Raw genomic sequence first — 18,253 nt, forward strand, 5'->3', positions numbered from 1 at the left:
CGCAGGATTCACGCGAGGTGGGCCGCGGAGAAGGCGATCACCACGCCATTCCAGGGGCCTGCGTGGCAGTCCATGAAGCGCAGCACGCTGGAAGAGGACCGGTCGAAGCCTGCTCAGCGCACTTTCATTCCCGTCCCCGGGCCGTACAAGTCGCGGAAGCGTGTCCGGCCGAGTGGGGCGTTGAAGCGAGCCAGCGCCCGGGTGGCGGGACGCGCCGCTCGAGAAGGTGACGCCGGTTCTGGGCCAGAGCCGCAGCATCCGAACCGTAGGTGGCGGTGTGCCAACTCTCGGAAAACGGCGGCGCTGACCGCAACTTCAACGAGCACCGTCTGACCATGGGCGCGGGCAATAACTGGTCCGAGAAGCAGGCAGCTGGTGTTGGTACGGCGGCTGGGAAGATCTGACCCGCGTCCGACACACTACGGGCCCCGGGGGAGATGGCCCCCCGGGGCCCGGTGTATGGAGCCGTGCAGTTCAACGACGGTACGCCGCCAGGGTCCGGGCAGGATGCGGATGAGCAGTCCCCGAAAGCCCCGGCCTCATATCTCTGCCCACGGTGCAAAGTAGCGGGACGCTCATGTGCTGGTCGGTCTGTTGGGAGCAGTAGGTCAGGTCGGGCAGGTCGCTGCCGATTCGGGGGTGTGAACCGCACGGGCTTGCCCAGCGACCGGGCGTAGGCGATTTCGGCTCGGGTGCTGTCCCCGATGTAGGCGCCGACTACTGAGCGACGCAGACGAGTGCCTCCGGGAACTGGAGCACCTGCCGCGTGAGCGATGGGCGCGCAACTTTCTGACCATCGCCCAGGTGCTGGCGCTGTGGGCGGACGGCAAGTTCGCGGAGAGCCGGGAACTGGGGCGCAGGGTGCTGCCGTCCGCCCTCGACCAGGGCGAGACCATGAGCCTGGCCGCCACCGTGGAGTTTCTGTCCTGGGTCGCGTGCGCCGAACAGGACCACGAGCACGCCGCGATCCTGCTGGGCGGCTCCACGGCACTCTGGCGGCAGGTCGGCACCACCCTGTGGGGGGTGCGAGCGCTGACCAACCTGCGCACCGAGACCGAGAACGCCCTCATGCTCCGCCTGGGAGCCGAGCGCTTCACCCAGGTCTACGCGCACGGAACGAAGCTGGAGGTGTCGGAACTCGTCAACATCGCCTGCGGACACGGGCAGCGCACCGCGTCGTCGCCGCCACCGGACGTGGTCAACGGCAGCGCGCTGGGACCCCTCACGCCGCGCGAGCGCGAGGTCGCCGACCTGATCGTCGAGGGTCTCACGAACCGGCAGATCGCCGAACGCCTCGTCATTTCGAAGCGGACGGCCGACACCCACGTCGAGCACATCCTCACGAAGCTGGGCGTCACTTCCCGGGTCCAGGTCGCCGGTCTCGTCGACCGCCCCAAGCCTGCGGAGGACCGGGCGGCACTCGACGCGTGAGCCGGTGCCCCCGGGCCTGCCGCCCTGCGGTGGCATCCCTGGCCGCCGAGGCACAGCGGCCGAAGCTGGTGTGTGCGGTTGCCGCGCCGACAGGGCAACCGCGGTCACGGCCCGCCTCGGGGTGCGGGCCCAGTGTGTGCACCAGGGCGGCGGCCCCGGCGTAGGCGCCCTCGTAGACCGGCTGCTCGAACGGCTGTCGCCCTGCACCAGTCGGGCCAGGTAGGCCCCGATGCTCAGCCCCAGGTCCGCGGCACCCTTGCGCGCGAGCTCTGATCGGACCCTCGCCCAGGTACTCGGTCACGTGATGCGCGGTGGCGCCCACGGGCTGCACGCCCTGCCGGAGCGTCTTCCAGTAGCGGGCGAGGGCGACGAAGTCGACGTTGGTCTTCAGTAGCCGCAGGTGCTCGGTCTCTGCAGCCGGCGGCCGCCACGGATGCGGACCAGCAGTGCTCGAGTGGCCCTCCACGGCTGTCGCGTCGTGAGTCGAGCGCGTGCGGTCCCATGCGAGGGTTTGGCTACGGTGAGCGGCGGACCGTCCGTGCGGGCGGCCCGCCGCTCACTCCTTGGGCGGCTGTCAGTCGTCGAGCGCCTCCAGGACGTCGCCGAGGTCGACGAACTTGAAGCCGGTGGCCTCCCGGTCGCCGTCCTCCGGGGCCATGTGGCCGTCCTGGACGACGAGCAGGCCGTCCGGGTACCTGCGGCCGAGCGGCTCGGCGAGCACGTCCGCGCCGTCGCACTCCTCGGAGCCGTCCAGCGACCCGGAAGCGGCACCCACCCGGAAGCCGCCCTCGTACTCGTAGTCGTCGGAGCGTTCACGGTCGTAGGCGACGAAGGTGTCGTCGCCCTGGCTGGAGGCGAGCAGGTAGCCGTCCCCGTCGTCCTGCTTCAGCAGGGTCAGGCCCTCGACGTCCGCCGACATCCGGTCACCGCCGAAGCCGGGGTCGTCAGCCGCCAGGCACTCGTCGGAGGCCTCGTCGTACGTGGCCGGCACACCGTACTCACGGACCTTGTCCTGCAGGACGGGATCACCCTTGAGGTCGGCCCGCAGGCGCCAGATGCCCACGTCCTCCTGCCCGGCGAAGAGCGTGCCCGTCTCCTGGTCGACGACCATACCCTCGACCTGCGGGCCCTCGCCGGGATCGCCACAGGGGGACCACTTCGTGCCGTCGGGCATCGTGAAGACGGCGGGCAGGTCCAGGGTGCGGACCTTCCGGTAGGACACCGTGCCCCGGCTCGTCGTGGTCAGTTCCAGCAGCGCGATGCGGGTGGTCGCGTTCTGGCTGACGAGCGCGTAGGACTTGCCGGTCGCGGAGTCGGTGTAGGTGGTCAGGCCGTAGGCGGTGCTCTCCTCATTGACCTCCTCCTGCGAGCCGGAGAAGATCCACGGCGCCGAGGGGTCCGTGACGTCGGTGAGCGGGGCGCCGGGCCGGTCGCCGTCGACGCGGTAGATGCGCAGCTTGTCGCTGCCGCGGTCGCTGACGACCGCCAGGTCCGTGGTGCCGGAGCCCAGGGACATGTCGTGCACCAGGTCGACGTTGTTGAAGCGGCCGGGGGCGTCGTCCGCGCCGGGTGCCGCGGGCGCGGGGACCGACTGCACCTGCCGGGCGTCGAGGTCGTAGACCCGCAGGCCGCCCTCCTTGGCCGTGGCGATGACGAGACTGGCGTCCGGGTCGGCGGAGTTGCGCCAGATCGCCGGGTCGTCGGCGTTCGCGTTACCGCCCTCGTCGTCGTCGAACAGCGCGGCGGTCTCGGCCCGAGGGACGACCACGGGCAATGCGGCAGCACCTGCCGGAGTGCCGGATGCCGCACCAGCGGCGAAAGCGAGGGATGCGGCCACCGCGACGGCACCGAAACGGCGTCTAGTGAACGGGCGCAAGAATTTCTCCTCGGTCGAGAAGTGGACGGGACACCACCGAACGATCACAAGAGCACGCGGAGCGCGGGCGACATGGCGGCAACTCTCCATCGACGGACGGATGTCCGACAGGTGAATGTCCCAGAACTCCGGTCATGGCGTCGTGCCGGTTGTGCGGAGGCGCCCGGAGAGGCGCGATGCCGGGCGGGGGACATCGCTCATCACCTTCATCGCCACCCCGTCACCAACGCGGCCAGCACCGTGGCGGCCGCCACGCACACCATCGCGATTCGCGCAGGGCCCGCTTCGACCGCGTGGTCGCGGCCCTTCGTCGTTGGGCTGCCTTGGCTGGTGCCAGTGCCGTGTGACCAGTGGGGTCTGCGAGAAGGACGCGATCGGAGCTGCTTTGTCACTGCCATATGCCGTCCAATGAAACAGCCGGCTTTCGGCTCCGGCTGTCGTGCCCGTGACCGCTGGGCCTCATCCTGGAACGTTGTAGGCACTCTCTGAGCGGCAGGTCCTCTACGTTGGCCGAGGTCGTCCGACCACCAGCCACACATGGTCAATACGGGGAGGAACCCTCAAGCGCAAGCGCATCGCCGCCACCTTGGGAGCCGCGGCCACAGCCGTCATGCTCACCGCCGGCACGGCGTCCGCGGACACCGACGTCTACTTCACCGACGGCTTCGGACAGTTCACGCGTTCCTGTGACACCACCTACGCCATCAGCCTCACCACCACCAAGGCAGTCGCGGCCAAGGGCAACAACGGTTCCTGCGACGGCCACGTCTGGATGCGCGTCCACGGCGACGCGTGGGGGAGCTGGACGCACAGCAACACGAGCGTGAAGCGCACCAGCCCCAGCGGCAAGTTCGACAGGGCACAGATCAAGGGATGCAGCGCCTGCCACGTCTACACCGTGTACGTCTAGACACTCCGTCCCGGGTTCGTGAGTCAGGACGGGAGCGTCTGCTGAAGCGGCCTCGCCGTCGCTCGGACCTCGCAGCTCGAATCCTTGCCCTACCGTCATGCGCTGACCGTGCCGACCACCCCGGCCGCGGTCCGCCTCGCCAGGCAGACCCTGGAATCCGTGCTGGCCGAGTGGGGAGTGAACCCACACCACCCCTCTGTCGGGCCGGCCATTCTGACGCTCGGGGAGTTGGTGACGAACACGATCCGGCACGCGGCGCCTCTGTCGCCGCAACTCCTCGGACTCGGGTGGCGTGCTCCGCCGCCCGCTTCCGACCGGCGAAGGCGACGAACGAGTCCCGTTCTACCGCGATTCTTCCGCCACAACTGCACCGCGGCGCTGGGAAAGCTGGAACGTAGGCACTTACAGAAAGACCCTGCTGTCCTCGGGTACCCCCAGTGCTGCGCGCGCGGTCTCACGGTGCTGCGCGTTGGCTGCGGCCGGGCTGGTCCGGCCGCGCCGTGGTGGGGGACAGCCGCACGGATGCCGCCACCGGCAGATGATCGCTGCCGGTGGCGGGCAGGGTCCAAGCCGAGCGCGGCTGCATGCCGCGTACGAGGATGTGGTCGATCCGCGTCAGAGGGAAGGACGCCGGCCAGCTCAGCCCGAACCCGGCGCCCGAAGCGTCCTGTGCGGAGGTCATCCCGGAGGTGAGGGCGGACAGGGCGCGGTCGTCCGTGGTGCCGTTGAGGTCGCCCACGAGAAGGGCCCGGGGGAGTGGTTCCGCCCGCAGCGCGGCGGTGAGACGGTCGGCGGCGTCGTCACGCGCGCTCGTCCCGAAACCCGACGTGGTGCTCATCCGCACGGACAGCAAGTGGGCGACGTACACAGCGACGGGGCCGCTCGGGGTGCGGACGGTGGCGCGCAGTGCGCGGGGCCAGGGGGCGATGTCGACCGTGCGCGCGTCGGAGAGGGGATAGCGGCTCCACAGGCCCACCGTGCCCCTCACCCACTGGTACGGGTACTCGGCGGCCAGGACCCTGCGATAGACCGGCGTGTCGTCCCCCAGTTCTTCGAGGGCGAGCACGTCGGCACCGGAGTCGGCCAGGGCACGAGCGGTGTGCGCCGGGTCCGGATTGTGTTCGTTGACGTTGTGAGTCACGACCGTCAGGTTCCCGCCGCCGGCTCGCTTGTCGACGAGTGTCCCGCTGAAGAGCGCGCACCAGACGACGGCGGGCAGCAGTGCCGCCACGGCGACGGTGGGGGAGCGGCGGATCACCGCGTACCCGAGGAGCAGCGGCACCGCCAGGCCGGTCCAGGGCAGGAAGGTCTCGACGAGACTGCCGAGATGACCCGGCCGGTTCGGGATGTATCGGTGCCCGAGCATCACGAGCGAGTGCAGGAGGGCGAGGAGGGCGATAATCCGTCCCCGGCGTCGGCGGCGGGTGCCGGGGTCCTTCCCCTGGGGAGCCGTGGAACCGCGTTCTGCGTGATCGGTGGAGCCGGAACGGGTGGAAGGGGAAGAAAGGATGGCAGAAGCGGATGAAGAGACGGAGGCGGAGAATGCGGCGGGAAGTGTGGCCACGCTCGGCTCACCGGCTTCCGGACGCGACGTCGACCGTCGGCGACGGTGCTGTGGCCACCTGGCTCCGTACCGCCTCGACGAGTGCGCGGCTGCAGTCGAAGACTGCTCGCAGGCCCTCCTGCGGGCTGGTGCCCGCGCGTTGGTGCAGGACCACACCGAGGGCGAGGTGCTGCCGTCCGCGGCGATCGGGGACGGTGACCGCCCACATCAGCGCGCCTCCCGCCGGAGTGCTGGAGCCGGTCTTGATCCCGACCACGCCCGGTGTGTCCAGCAGGGCGTTGGTGTTGTCGAGAGTGCGGGACGTGCCGGGGACGACGGTGTGCGACTGGGCGACGACGGAGCGGAAGACCTCGTCGCGCATGACCTGCCGGGCCAGCTTCAGCTGGTCGGCCGCGGTACTCGTCGTCGTGGGCTCGAAGCCGCTGGCCCCGGTGTACGTGGTCCGGGTCATGCCGAGGCCGGCTGCCGTCCGGTTCATCTTTCCGACGAACGCCTCCTGTGATCCGGCGTCCCAACGGGCAAGCAGCCTGGCGATGTTGTTGCCAGAGGGGACGAGCATCAGCTCCAGCAGCCGCCGTTGGCTCAGCCGCTGTCCCTGCGTGACCGGAACGCTGGATTCGATGCCGGAGACGGACTCGTCCGCGGCCTGGCGGTCGACGGTGATCCGGGGGCCGGACTCGCTCCTGCGCAGCGGGTGGTCGCGGAGGATCACGTACGCCGTCATCACCTTCGTGACGCTGGCGATCGGCACGGGACGGTTCGGGCCGTGGGTGCCGAGGTCACCGCGGTCGCCGAATCCTTCGACCCGTACGGCGGCCTGGCCCTCGCGCGGCCAGGGCAGCGACGTGACCCCCGGTTCGTGCTTCCCGCCACTGAGGGGGCCGCTGGTCCCGGGCCCGCCGTCTTTGCCGCCGACGCTGATCACGGTGCCCAGGACCGCCACGGTGATCAGAGCCGCGGCTCCTGCGGCGACGAGCCGGGAACGGCGCGGGAGCCCGCGGGGCAGGCCGTGCGGATGCCGCACGGGATCGGGCCGCTCCGATGCGCCGGGAAGGGTGCCGTGCTCGGCGGGGTCGGTCGGCGGGCGCATGGGCGGTACCTCCACGGGGTCACCGTGCGTGGCGTTCACGCACGGTGTCACTGTGGGCGGCGCCGATGTCCGCGCGGCCGTGACCATGTCTCGGCTCCCGCGCACCCGGTCATCGGTTCTGTATCAGTGCCGAGGCAGGGATGTGCCACGGGGCTCGTCCCCCGGCACCCGCGTCAGCCGGCGACCGGCAGGCGGAGGGTGGCGACGGCGCCGCCGTCGGGCGCGTTGCCGAAGGCCAGAGAGGCTCCGACGAGTCGGGCCTGGCCGAGCGCGATGGTCAGCCCGAGTCCGTGTCCCCGACCGCGCTCCGGCGTCCCGGTACGGAAGCGCTGCGGTCCGTCGGCGAGCAGCTCGGGCGGGAACCCCGGACCGTGGTCGCGCACCGTGACCGTGGTGCCCGCGACTGTCACCGTGACCGGTCCGCGGCCGTGCCGGTGGGCGTTGACGACCAGGTTGGTGACGATCCGGTCGAGTCGGCGCGGGTCGGTCTCGGCGTACCCGGCACCGGTCGCGGCGAGGCCGGTCTCCAGACCGGTACGGGCCAGCGAGTCCGCAACCGCCTCGGCGAGCGGAACGCGCTCTCGCTCGGCCTGCTCGGCACCCGCGTCCAGGCGCGAGATCTCGAGCAGGTCCTCGACCAGCGTGCGCAAGGCCCGCACTCGGTCCTGAACGAGATCGGTGGCTTCCCCCTCGGGGAGCAGCTCGCTCGCGGTGAGCAGGCCCATCAGCGGGGTGCGCAGCTCGTGGGCGACGTCCGCGGTGAAGCGCTGCTCGCTCAGCAGCCTCTGGTGCAGGCTGTCGGCCATCGAGTCGACCGTGGCCGAGATGTCGGTGATCTCGTCGCTGCCACGGTTGTCCGCGGTCCTGGCCGTCAGGTCACCGGCCGCGATCCGGCGTGTGGTCTGTGCCACCCTCCGCAGTCTGCGGTGCGGCAGTTCCGCGGCGAGCGCCGACACGGGGACGACGGCGGCCAGGGCGAGCAGCGAGTACTTCCACATGTGTCGGTCCAAAGCGCGCCTCGTGAGCAGGTCGGACGTCATGTCGACCTCGAGCGCGACGGGCTCGCCGCGATACGTCCGCGCCGCCCACATCGACGGATGGTCGCCTGGGCCGTCCGCGTCGTACCAGGTGGCGTATCCGTCGCTCAAGTCCTGCCGGTCGCGGAGCTCGCGCAGCAGCTCGTCGGGCATCTCCCCGGGCGACACCTTGAGTGCGGTGGGCGGGACGCCGTCCCGCTCGTAGTCCTCCAGCGCCCGGGCCAGAGCCGTGACGGCCTTGGCGCCGCCGTCGTTCATCGACCGGGCCAGGGTGCTGGAGTGCACCAGGCTCCCGACGGTCAGCGCGACGGCGCCGCAGCACACAGCGACGAGGAGAACGATCTTCCAGCGGAGCGAACGCCAGTTGAGCAGGTCACGCACGGCGTTCACGTCAGCGCCGTAGCTTGTAGCCGAACCCGCGCACGGTCTCGATGCGCTCGGCTCCGATTCTCTTGCGCAGCCGCTGCACGCACAGGTCGACGACGCGGCTGTCGCCGTCCCAGCCGTAGTCCCACACGTTGCGCAGCAGGGTCTGCCTGTCGAGGACGGTGCCGGGATGCGCGGCGAACTCCAGCAGCAGGCGCAGCTCGGTGGGGGCCAGCGCGACCGGCCGGCCGGCCACGGAGACGTCGAGGCCCGCGGTGTCGATGGACAGGTCGCCGAAGACGAGCAGGTTGTGCTCCCCGGCTCGATCGCCGGCCGGTTCCTCCGGGCTCGCGGCTGGCGGGGCGGCGCCGGGGGAGTAGACGGCCCGCCGCAGCAGCGAGCGGATCCTGGCCACCAGCACGGCGGTGTCGACGGGCTTGACCACGTAGTCGTCGGCGCCCGCCTCCAGGCCGGAGACCACGTCCAGGGCATCGCCCCGGGCGGACATCATCAGAATGGGAACCATGCTGGTCTCCCGGACGCGACGGCACAGGCCGATGCCGTCGAGCCCGGGCAGCATCACGTCGAGCAGCAGCAGATCGTGGCGGCCCTCCCGGAACAGCTCCAGCCCGGTCAGCCCGTCACCGGCGGAGGCGACACGGTAGCCGTAGCGCTCCAGAGCCATCGTGACCGACCTGCGGATGACCTCGTCGTCCTCGACCAGGAGAATCGCCACGGGCACCGGGGCATCACCTTCACTCACCGACTCCGGCCCTTCCTTCCCTGTCACCCACGGCCGGACACCGTCGGCGCGCGACGACATCCCGTTCCGAAGGCATTGTGCCTTCCAACCGTGGTCTCGGGGCATCCGGCACGGCTCGGGCCCGTATCAACGCTGTATCGCCCGACGACAAGCTCGACACGGAGGGAGATACCGGCGACAGGGTCGTGTTCGCTCCCGTGAGCGTGAGGGGTCCGTCAACGGTGTGGTTCGCGGGATGCCGATGGTGACGCTTGCACCAGGAGTACGGTTGCGCGGCGGCGTTCTGCAGTTCGGCGCCAAGGGCGTGCGATTGACGCGGGACAACATTCTGCAGAGCGTGACCGTACGCTGCCCCGAGCGTCCGGTGCGCGGCAGCGGCGTCTTCGTCGGGCGGGCACGGCGACTGGGACGGGGTCGCAGACGGGGGCACGGTGCGGGTGAACACGCTGCGTACCGGAGAGATCCACACCGACGGCGGTATCACCGCCGGGACACCGGACCTGATCAGCGGCGGGGTGTTTGTCATCTCGGGTGCCGTGGTCGGCCAAGTGCTCAACTGCGGGCCGGTTACCACGTACGGGCAGAACGACATGGTGTTGGACAACTGGGGTCAGGTACAGACGTGGACGGCGACCGCACCGGTGACCTCGCACGGCCCCAGCGGAATCGGGTTCGTCAATTTCGGCGCCCTCGGCAGCCTCGACGTGCAGGCCCCGATCACCACGCTCAGCCTGGTGGGGGGAATGCAGGCGGAGTTGGCCGCGGTGGCCCTGAGCGTCAAACAAGGTGGTCGGATCGGTACGGCCACGGTTGACGGGCGCATCGCCACTAGCGGGGACCACCTGACGACGGTCGAGATCGACGGCGCGGTGGGGACCCTGAGGGTCACCGGCGGCATCCACGCCACGGGACGAGAAGCGGATGCGGTCCGGGTGGGCACAGGTGACGTGGACCTGTCCGACATCGACATCACCGCCACCGACGGCCAGTCCATCATTCACCATGCCGCGAGCTGATCGAGCCCTGTTCCGTTTGAGCGTTGATGTCTTCGACGGCCCTCTCAAGGCCTGGTCCTGGCCGAGTTGAAACGGTAGCGGGCGCCAAGGCCGCGCAGCAGGGCGCCGCTGTAGCGCCGCCGCGCTGGTTGCCCTGTCCGCCGCCGTAGAAGAAGATCGGTTGGCCGCCGTAGGTGCCGCACGGTCTTCAGCCGGGCGGCGATCTCGCGGACGGCAGTGTCCCAGTGGATGAGGGAAGGTGCCGTCCGGCTCCCGGCGCAGGGTCGCCTGTGCAGACGGACTTGATCCGGACCGCGCGGCATTCCGGCATACCGTTGACCAGTGGTTCGCCGGCCAGGGAGGGGGAGCGGCACCAGCCGCCCGGAACGCATGCCGTTAACCGTGCTGCGCGGAGGGCTCGTCGTCGTGCTGGAGAGGTCGCCCCCGGTCACGCCGCTGCGTCACCGCGGCGGGCCCCGAGGCGATGCCGCCTCTGTCGGGACGAGAGCGTCAGGTTCTCACCCTGCTGGCGGACGGCCATGAGGCCCCCGCCATCGCGGAGGAGCTGTCCGGGCGAGCACTTCTGCCTACGGCCGGTCGTGGGCTCCCGAGGTCCGTGAGGCGAGGGTGCGCAGGCGGTCGTGACTCGTCGTGCCGGGTTCGGCGGTCAGGGTGATGAGCTGCTGGTCGGGATCGTCGGTGGAGGTGAGGAAGGACCAGTCGAGGGTGAGCGGGCCGACGACCGGATGGTCCAGCACTTTCGTGCCGGATCTCTGGGCCGCGACCCGGTGGGTGCCCCACCAGCGCCGGAAGTCGGGATCCTGCACCGACAGTTCGCCGACAAGTTCGGTGAGACGTGGGTCCTCGGGATCGCGGACGGCCTCCATGCGCAGCTGTGCCAGGGTCATCCGTGCCGCCCACTCCCAGTCCGCGTACAGCGCTCTGACGGCCGGCTCACGGAAGATCAGTCGTACGAAGTTGCGGTCCCTTTCCGGAATCCGCGCGAAGTCGATGAACAGCGCGGACGCCATGGCGTTCCAGGCGAGGATGTCCGTACGCCGGCCCAGGACGACGGCCGGTGTGGTGGAGAGGTCGTCCAGGAGGCGCCGTAGCTGCGGCCGGACCTTCTGCGAGGTGCGCCGACGCGGCCGCGCTGTGTCCCGGCCCGACAACTCGAGCAGGTAGGCGCGCTCACCGTCGTCGAGCCGCAGGACACGCGCGAGGGCATCCAGTACCGGTTCGGAGGCCCGGCGGCGGCCCTGTTCGAGGCGCGTGTAGTAGTCCGGGCTGATCGATGCGAGCAACGCCACCTCTTCGCGGCGCAGACCCTTGACCCTGCGCCTGCCGGCGGAACCAGGGAGTCCCGCTTCGGCCGGGCTCAGCTCCGTACGCCGCGCCTTCAGGAAAGCGCCCAGTTCGCTGACATGGCCGTTACTGCTGCTCATGGGCCCCAGTGTGACAGCGCGCCGACCCTGTGACAGGGGGCCTGGCGTGTCCCAGGACAGCACAGTCCTGGGACAGAAGAAGCCCCTTACCCGACCCTGAGCCGCGTGCCACTGTCGGTGAGGACGAGGACTGCACGGAGCGTTCCCAGCCGTTCGCGGCCACTTCCTTACCCACCCGCACGACAGGAGACACAGACCGTGAAGACCGACGTCACGTTTCCCAGCAACGATCTGGCCGTCGCCGGGATTCTCTTCACCCCCGACGAGCGCATCGACGCCCGCCTGCCGGCCATTGTGATCTCCCACCCGGGGGGTGGTGTGAAGGAGCAGAGCCCGAGTGTCTACGCCGAGCGCCTGACCCGGGAGGGATTTGCCGCGCTCGTCTTCGATGCCGCCTACCAGGGGGAGAGTGAGGGCGAGCCGCGAGGACTGGAGAACCCCTTCCAGCGGGCCGAGGACATCAAGTCCGCCGTGACTCACCTGACCACCCGTGACGACATCGACCCTGACCGGATCGGTGCACTGGGCATCTGCGCGTCAGGCGGATACGTCCCCTACGCCGCGCAGACCGACCACCGGGTCAAAGCCGTCGCCACGGTCAGTGCCGGAGACATGGGCTCCGTGATCCGTGAAGGGCTGGGCCGCGCCCAGGACCCCGCGGTCCTCACGGCCCTGCTCGACCGGGCCGCGGCGGCGCGTACCGCCGAGGCTCGCGGCGAGGCTCCGGAGACAGTGGCCTGGATCCCCGACGACGCCGAAGACATGCCGGCGACTGGCACCCGGCAGTTCCGGGAGACCTACGAGTTCTACCGGACCCCGCGCGGATACCACCCTCGAGCGGTCCAGGGGTGGGTCCTGCGCAGCGCCGACCAACTGGCCCAGTACGACTCCTACGCGATGATCCGGCTCATCGCCCCCCGCCCCTTGCTGATGATCGTGGGTTCCGAGGCGGAGACCGCGTACTTCAGCCGGGAAGCGATAGAACGGGCGGCCGAACCCAAGGAACTGTTCGTCATCGACGGCGCCACGCACATCGACCTGTACGACAGGGACGAACACGTCACAGCTGCCGTCGCCAAGCTCACCGACTTCTTCGGCAAGCACCTGGCCGGATGACCAGCCGCCGTCGCGACGCCCGCGCCCGCACTGGCCGGCAGGCCGAACGCTGAGGAGGAGGCGGCTTCGGTCATCGACGGCCGCGTGAGGCGCATGGTTGCTTCAGCAGTTCTTACGGGGCTACCTCGGCAACGGACGGCTCGCACGTTCGCACCGCGATCGCGTAGTTGCCGTCCGTGCCGTAGCCGGCGAAGGTCGCCCAGGCGCCGGGTGCGATGACGCGGCACGGAGCGTCCTGGCCGTTCGTGTACTCGACGGTGACGGCCACGGTCTCGGCACAGTTGTTGACGACGTCCGTGTAACGCCAGCTCTGGTAGTACTCCACGCACGCCGGAGCGGGCGATTGGGCGGGTGCCGCGACGGACGGGGTGGCCGCCACGGTCATCAGCAGGCCGGCCGCGCTCACGGCGGCGAGGGCGAGGGTGCGCTTCACGCGCTTCATGCGGGACATGCGACGAATCCTTGAGCCGGTGACCGCCCTTGCGCAAGTTGCTGCAAAAACTTTCGGCCATGGGTGATGGACTGTCCCGCTTCAACTGGTTCCTACCTCACGTCGAGACTCGTCGGCGATTGCGTCACGGTCCGGAGTGGGCGCGAGGTGGATGGTCGAGAGCAAGTTCTTGCTGCATCTTTTGGGAATCTCTTGCAGTGTCGTGTGGTCGCTGGTTAAGTCGGGGCGTCCGTGCGAGACCTACGACGGGAGTGTCCCCCATGGCTCCGTTGCCTCAGCCGTCCGCCGATCCCACGGCCCAACCGATGGGCGGAACCGGGAAGTTGCTCCTGAGCCGGCTCGCTCGCGCCCAAGCCCTGGGGCGGGTCCCGTCCGTCGTGGGCTGTGCCCTGGTCGAAGGACGGACGGCCTGGACCGGCGTCCGCGGACGGGTGGGTGGCGGGTCGCCGACCTTGGACACGCAGTACCGGATCGGGTCGCTCACGAAGTCCTTCACAGCCGTTCTGGTGATGCGGTTGCGGGACCGGGGTGAGCTCAGGACGAACGACCCGCTGGACCGGTATCTGCCGGGCACCGGAATCGGAGACCGCACCCTTGAGCAACTCCTGAGTCACACCGCGGGGTTGACGACCATGACGCCAGGCTGTGACTGGCCGTACAGCGGACAGGGGCCGGCCGATCCGCTGCGGCGCGGGGCCGGGGTTCTCTGCGCGGCGGGGGAGCGCTTCCACTACTCGAATGTCGGGTACGCCCTTCTGGGCGCGGTGATCGAGAGGATTCGGCAGGAGCCCTGGGCAGACGTGCTGGCCAGGGAGGTTCTCGCCCCACTGGGCATGAGAGGGACGGGCACGGACCCTGGTGCCGAGGCCGCTCCGGGATGGAGCGTGCACCCGTGGGCGCCGACGCTCGTGGCCGAAGAGGTCCAGGACGCCCGCGCCATGGCCGCCGCCGGGGCGCTGTGGTCCACGCCGGCGGACCTCGCCAGGTGGGCGGAGTTCCTCCTGGGCGACTGCGCCGAGGTGCTCCACCCGGACACGCTGGCCGAAATGGCCGAACCGACCCGGCTGTCCGCCCACGAGGACGAGCCCGGCGCCGGATTCGGACTGGGCCTGCAGGCGGTACGGCACCAGGGACGCACTCTGATCGGACACCCCGGCGGCATACCGGGATTCCTGGCCACGATCTGGGTGGACCGAGAACGCCGGACGGGGGCAGTGATCGTCGGCAACGCCAGCACCGGGCTGAGCCCGAGCCGGGCCCTGGAACTGCTCGACATCGTGGGTGAGCAGACGCTGCCCCTGCCCGACGAGTGGGCGCCGCAAAACCTGCCGCCCCACCTTCTGGACCTCACGGGCTACTGGTACCAGGGCCCGCGTCCGCACGCCATCCAGATGGAGGCGGACGGCAGCGTGCTGCTGCAACCGGTGAGCACCCGCACCAAGCCTTCCCGCTTCCGCGCTCCGGCCAGCCGGTTCGGTACCACTCCGCAGGGCGGTCTGACCGGACTGGACGGCGCGTACGTGGGAGAGGAACTGCGGGTGCTCCGGGATCAGGACGGGCGGCCGGCGGCCCTCGAGCTCACCGGTGCCCGCTTCACCCGCGTTCCCGGTCCGGTTCCGTCGACACCGGCCCTGTCCCCGGAGGTGTCCGGCTGATCGCGTGGCGCCCCGTGAAAGCGGTGACGAGCTTTCGCGCCCCGGCGGCGACACCGTCGACCGGGGTCAGACCGAGCAGGCCGGGCAGCGACGTGCTTGTCAGACACGCGTTCTCGGGCCGGGAGGCGTACCGCGTCGCGGCCTTCGGGACCGGGACCACCAACCTCCGCGGCGCGCCCAGCAGGTCGGCGATCGTCAGCGCCCACTCGGCCCGGGTGACCCGGTCCGGACCGCCGAGGTGGAGGACCTCGGGCAGCGGGGCAGGGGCGAAGAGCACGGAGGCGGTGACCCGGGCCACGTCGGAGACGGTCACCGGGGTCGTCCAATGGTCGTCGGGCGCGTGCACCGCTTCACCCAGCAACAGTTGATGAGCGCAGGACGCGAAGAAGTTCAGCCACTTCCCCGCGTCCGCCGGCTCGTGGCCGTAGACGAGGCTCACGCGCAGCACCACGGCGTCGGCCGCCGTGGCCAGCAGGATCTGCTCGGCACGGAGCTTGGCGCGGCCGTATGCGTTCGCGGGCCGTACCGGCGTGGACTCGGTGTTGTGCGGCAAGGAGCCGTCGAAGACGTTGTCCGTGGAGATGAGCACGACACGGGCCCCCGGGGCCAGGGATGCCACGTTGCCCGCTACCGCTGCGTGAGCCTGCTCGGCCTCACCCGGATGCTCCTCGCACCAGGTCACGTCGGACGGGCCGTGCACCAGGACCACGCCGTCGGGACGCAGTCGGGTCAGAAGCCTGTCGCACGCCTCGGGGACGGTGGCGTCCAGCGCCGCCCAGCGTGCCCCGTACGTCGTGGGCGACGTTGAGGGCCGCCCGCGCGACGCCAGGGTGACGGTGTGCCCGTGGGCTGCGAGATGCCGGGCGATGCCGGTACCGACGAAGCCGCTGCCTATCACCAGGACGGTGCTCATCCGACCACCTGCCCGGCCCCGGCGGGCAGGCGCGCGCCGAGCAGGCGGCCGACGCCCAGCAGGCCGTGATCGTCATCGGCGGCACCGAGCGCCACCATCGCGTCGATGGCGTCCGCGTCCAGACCGAAACAGCCGAGCCGGGTCAACTCGGCCACCAGCAGCCTGCGGTAGGGCTCACCGACGGCCAGCGCGAAGCCGCCCATCAAGAGGTAGCGGCAGATGCCGATCGAAGTGAAGACGGACCCGATCGCCTGGGCGAGGGGAGTGACGGTGGTGCGCAGGACGGCAGTCGCGAAGGCGTCGCCCGCCCGAACCGCCGAGGCGATGGCACGGTTGTCGATCGCCTCGGGACGGCCGTGGGCGAGAGCCGACAGCCGGGAGGCGGCGAACGCCCCCCGGTCGGTCACCGCGGCCCGTCGCGCGGCGGCGAGCACACCGCGGCCGGAGGCGATCGCCCCCAGGTGGCCGCGGCCCCCGCAGTCGCACGGCAGGGCGTCAGGGGAGGCGTCGTAGGTCCAGTGCCCCAACTCCCCGCCGTGGCCGCCCGGGTCCAGCAGGACCTCGCCGTTGCGGAAGACCTTGTTCCCGATGCCGGAGCTGACCGTGATGAGGCAGAAGGGCCGGCTCTCGGTGGCGGCGTAGCGCCAGGTGGCAGCCGTCAGATCATTGACGACGACGACCGGGGCGCCGACGCGCGCCGTGAGCAGGGCACCGAGGGGCAGTGGCTCGCTCCGTCCGCCCCAGACCGTGGGGGCGGCCAGAACGAGGCCGTCGGCGGTGACCGGCCCGGCGAAGGCCACGCCGACGGTGCGCGGTGCGCAACGGCCGCCGTCCCGCGCGATTCGGGCACCGATCTCTCGGGCCAACTGTTCGACGACGCGTTCCTGCAGCACGGGCACGGGAGCGTTCGGGTCGCGGGCCATGCCATCGACGGGCGTGCGGCGTGTACCGGACAGGGCGCCGGTCATCGGATCGTAGTCCGCGATGCGCAGGGTGGTGCCGCCCACGTCCACCACGACGAAAGGAGCCTCGGTGTCGATGACGTTCACGCCGTCGCCTCCCCGGACGCGGCGGGGGAGGTGCGCGGCCGCGCCGCCTCCGGCTCCTCGAACACGAGCAGTCGCAGATCCCCCGGGCCGTCGTTGACGAGGCCGTGCTCGCCGAACGGGCGATTGGCGATCACATCGCCCGCGCCGACCCGGAAGTGCTCGCCGTCCCGGAACATCAACCCGCTGCCGTCGAGTACGACATACGTCTCCCGGTCGGCGCCGTGCCGGTGCCGGCCGATCGAGGTGCCGGGCGGCAGTACGGCCAGATCGACGAACTCGGCCCCGCGCCGCCCGCTCCGACGGGCGTAGACCCGGTGCGCCAGGATGGTGCCGAGGCCACCGTGGTCGTGTTCCTTGGGCGCGAACAGTTCGCGCAGATTGCGCACCGCCCCGCCGTCCACGGCCTCAGACATGGTGCCCCTCCGTATCCCGCGCCAGCGCTGACAGAGCCGTGCGCAGCAACGACTCGGGGACGTCCCCCAGCTCTTCGACAAACGTCGCCTTGCCCGGTGCCGTCGGCACGACCAGGTGCAGCTTGCGCCCGCGCCGCTCCCAGGATGCCCGCAACGCATGGTTCATCAGTTCGGGTGTGCAGGTGAGGGTGTCGAAGACCGGAAGCCCGATGCGCCGCAGCAGGCGCACGATCCGCTCGCACGTGTCCGCGTCCGCCAGCCCGAGCAGCCGTGCGATGTGTGCCGAGAGGGCCATGTCGACGGCGACCGCCTCCCCGTGCTCGAGGCGGTGGTTGCCGGCCGTCTCGATCACCGGACTGAAGGTGTGCCCGAAGTCGACGAGGCGCGCCAGCTCGTGCTCGCGGAGATTCGGGCAGAGCTCCTCCATCATCAGGCGCATCGACGTCCGCAGCACATACTCCTCCAGCCGGCCGTCGGCGGACGGCCGGCCGAGGAAGACGTCCGGGTGATCCTCAAGGGTCCGCAGCAGCTCCTCGTCCAGGATCACCGCCATCTTCACGATCTCCGCGAGTCCGCAGCGGATCTCACGCGGGGGCAGCGTGGTGAGGAACGCGGGATCATTGATGGAGGCGTGAGCCGGGTGGTAGGCACCCAGCATGTTCTTCGTGCGCAGGGCGTTGACACCGGTCTTCACACCGACACCGACGTCCACCTGCCCCACCAGCGTCGTGTTGACCTTGACGTAGCGGACACCGCGCGCGTACATGGACGCGGCGAAGCCGACGACGTCTGCGACTATTCCGCCGCCCACCGCCAGCATCACCCCATGACGGTCGAGTCCGGCGGCCTTGGCGGTGGCGCAGACGTCCTCCGCGGCGGCGAGCGTCTTGTGCTGCTCGCCGGTCCGCAGCGTGTGGACACTCCAGTCCCCCGGATCGACATGGGCGTTGAGATAGGCGCGCAGCCGGTCACCGTGCAGTCCCTCGATCGTGGGGCTGACGAATGCGACGACCCTGCGGCCCATGAGTGCGCGTGCGAGGAGCGGATTCTCCTGGTCGAACACCCCTGTGGTGAGGTCCACGCGGTAGGCGGTGCCCTCGGGCGCCAGCAGGTCGAAGCCGGTGGCGTCCTCGCGCACGCCCGGCTCGACCGGGGCAAGAACCTGGCCTGACATCTCTC

At 70.5% G+C, this 18,253-nt stretch carries 16 protein-coding genes; 5 read left to right on the forward strand and 11 right to left on the reverse strand.

Features of this window, described 5'->3' with window-relative positions; all coding sequences use genetic code 11:
* The first annotated feature begins 804 nt into the window (after nt 1-804).
* Nucleotides 805-1,431, forward strand: coding sequence for a helix-turn-helix transcriptional regulator (locus D1J63_RS33080; RefSeq protein ID WP_241235630.1), 627 nt, complete (start codon nt 805-807; stop codon nt 1,429-1,431).
* 574 nt (nt 1,432-2,005) lie between these two features.
* Here the strand turns inward: D1J63_RS33080 and D1J63_RS33090 are convergent.
* Complete coding sequence (locus tag D1J63_RS33090; RefSeq protein WP_125634015.1) at nt 2,006-3,307, reverse strand: phytase; 1,302 nt, start codon at nt 3,305-3,307, stop codon at nt 2,006-2,008.
* A 586-nt stretch (nt 3,308-3,893) separates the two neighbouring features.
* Here D1J63_RS33090 and D1J63_RS33095 point away from each other — a divergent pair.
* Entirely contained in the window at nt 3,894-4,217 is a 324-nt protein-coding gene (locus D1J63_RS33095) for a hypothetical protein (protein WP_241235631.1), read from the forward strand.
* A gap of 454 nt (nt 4,218-4,671) precedes the next feature.
* Here D1J63_RS33095 and D1J63_RS33100 read toward each other — a convergent pair whose 3' ends face one another.
* The 4 genes from D1J63_RS33100 to cseB form a co-directional block, all read right to left on the reverse strand.
* Entirely contained in the window at nt 4,672-5,781 is a 1,110-nt protein-coding gene (locus D1J63_RS33100; protein ID WP_125634019.1) for an endonuclease/exonuclease/phosphatase family protein, read from the reverse strand.
* Between the two features lie 7 nt (nt 5,782-5,788).
* The gene (locus D1J63_RS33105; RefSeq protein WP_125635995.1) at nt 5,789-6,871 is read right to left on the reverse strand and encodes a serine hydrolase; all 1,083 of its coding nucleotides are present in this window, start codon (nt 6,869-6,871) and stop codon (nt 5,789-5,791) included.
* Between the two features lie 173 nt (nt 6,872-7,044).
* Nucleotides 7,045-8,298 carry a HAMP domain-containing sensor histidine kinase gene (locus tag D1J63_RS33110; RefSeq protein ID WP_007388241.1) on the reverse strand — a complete coding sequence of 418 codons (1,254 nt, stop codon included), beginning with the start codon at nt 8,296-8,298 and terminating at the stop codon, nt 7,045-7,047.
* A gap of 1 nt (nt 8,299) precedes the next feature.
* On the reverse strand, nt 8,300-9,010 hold the full coding sequence (gene cseB / locus D1J63_RS33115; protein WP_176156289.1) for a two-component system response regulator CseB: 711 nt from the start codon (nt 9,008-9,010) through the stop codon (nt 8,300-8,302).
* Nucleotides 9,011-9,474: 464 nt separating this feature from the next.
* Between cseB and D1J63_RS33120 the strand changes: the two genes are divergently transcribed.
* The gene (locus tag D1J63_RS33120) at nt 9,475-10,053 is read left to right on the forward strand and encodes a hypothetical protein (RefSeq protein ID WP_176155852.1); all 579 of its coding nucleotides are present in this window, start codon (nt 9,475-9,477) and stop codon (nt 10,051-10,053) included.
* A gap of 566 nt (nt 10,054-10,619) precedes the next feature.
* Here D1J63_RS33120 and D1J63_RS33125 read toward each other — a convergent pair.
* The gene (locus D1J63_RS33125) at nt 10,620-11,477 is read right to left on the reverse strand and encodes a helix-turn-helix domain-containing protein (RefSeq protein WP_125634023.1); all 858 of its coding nucleotides are present in this window, start codon (nt 11,475-11,477) and stop codon (nt 10,620-10,622) included.
* Nucleotides 11,478-11,675: 198 nt separating this feature from the next.
* Between D1J63_RS33125 and D1J63_RS33130 the strand changes: the two genes are divergently transcribed.
* A complete protein-coding gene (locus D1J63_RS33130) occupies nt 11,676-12,593 on the forward strand; it encodes an alpha/beta hydrolase (protein WP_007388216.1) in 918 nt (305 codons plus the stop codon).
* Nucleotides 12,594-12,705: 112 nt separating this feature from the next.
* On the opposite strand, the gene D1J63_RS33135 is transcribed toward D1J63_RS33130, so the two are convergent.
* Entirely contained in the window at nt 12,706-13,044 is a 339-nt protein-coding gene (locus D1J63_RS33135) for an alpha-amylase (protein WP_007388238.1), read from the reverse strand.
* Between the two features lie 305 nt (nt 13,045-13,349).
* Here D1J63_RS33135 and D1J63_RS33140 point away from each other — a divergent pair, with 305 nt between their 5' ends.
* On the forward strand, nt 13,350-14,699 hold the full coding sequence (locus D1J63_RS33140; protein WP_164713083.1) for a serine hydrolase domain-containing protein: 1,350 nt from the start codon (nt 13,350-13,352) through the stop codon (nt 14,697-14,699).
* Here D1J63_RS33140 and D1J63_RS33145 read toward each other — a convergent pair.
* The 4 genes from D1J63_RS33145 to D1J63_RS33160 are packed head-to-tail and all read right to left on the reverse strand — an operon-like array spanning nt 14,638 to nt 18,248.
* Nucleotides 14,638-15,612 carry an FAD-dependent oxidoreductase gene (locus D1J63_RS33145; protein ID WP_125634027.1) on the reverse strand — a complete coding sequence of 325 codons (975 nt, stop codon included), beginning with the start codon at nt 15,610-15,612 and terminating at the stop codon, nt 14,638-14,640. The genes D1J63_RS33140 and D1J63_RS33145 overlap by 62 nt on opposite strands.
* Nucleotides 15,609-16,661, reverse strand: a complete 1,053-nt coding sequence (locus tag D1J63_RS33150; protein ID WP_125634029.1) for an ROK family protein — start codon at nt 16,659-16,661, stop codon at nt 15,609-15,611. Before D1J63_RS33150 ends, D1J63_RS33145 begins: the two co-directional genes overlap by 4 nt.
* The gene (locus D1J63_RS33155) at nt 16,658-17,074 is read right to left on the reverse strand and encodes a cupin domain-containing protein (protein WP_125634031.1); all 417 of its coding nucleotides are present in this window, start codon (nt 17,072-17,074) and stop codon (nt 16,658-16,660) included. The genes D1J63_RS33150 and D1J63_RS33155 overlap by 4 nt, the downstream gene beginning before the upstream one ends.
* Nucleotides 17,067-18,248, reverse strand: a complete 1,182-nt coding sequence (locus D1J63_RS33160) for a sedoheptulose 7-phosphate cyclase (RefSeq protein ID WP_054101757.1) — start codon at nt 18,246-18,248, stop codon at nt 17,067-17,069. The genes D1J63_RS33155 and D1J63_RS33160 overlap by 8 nt, the downstream gene beginning before the upstream one ends.
* Between the last annotated feature and the right edge of the window lie 5 nt (nt 18,249-18,253).

Origin of the sequence: Streptomyces sp. KPB2 (genome assembly GCF_003950055.1) — a bacterium.
GTDB classification, from domain to species: Bacteria; Actinomycetota; Actinomycetes; order Streptomycetales; family Streptomycetaceae; genus Streptomyces; species Streptomyces salinarius.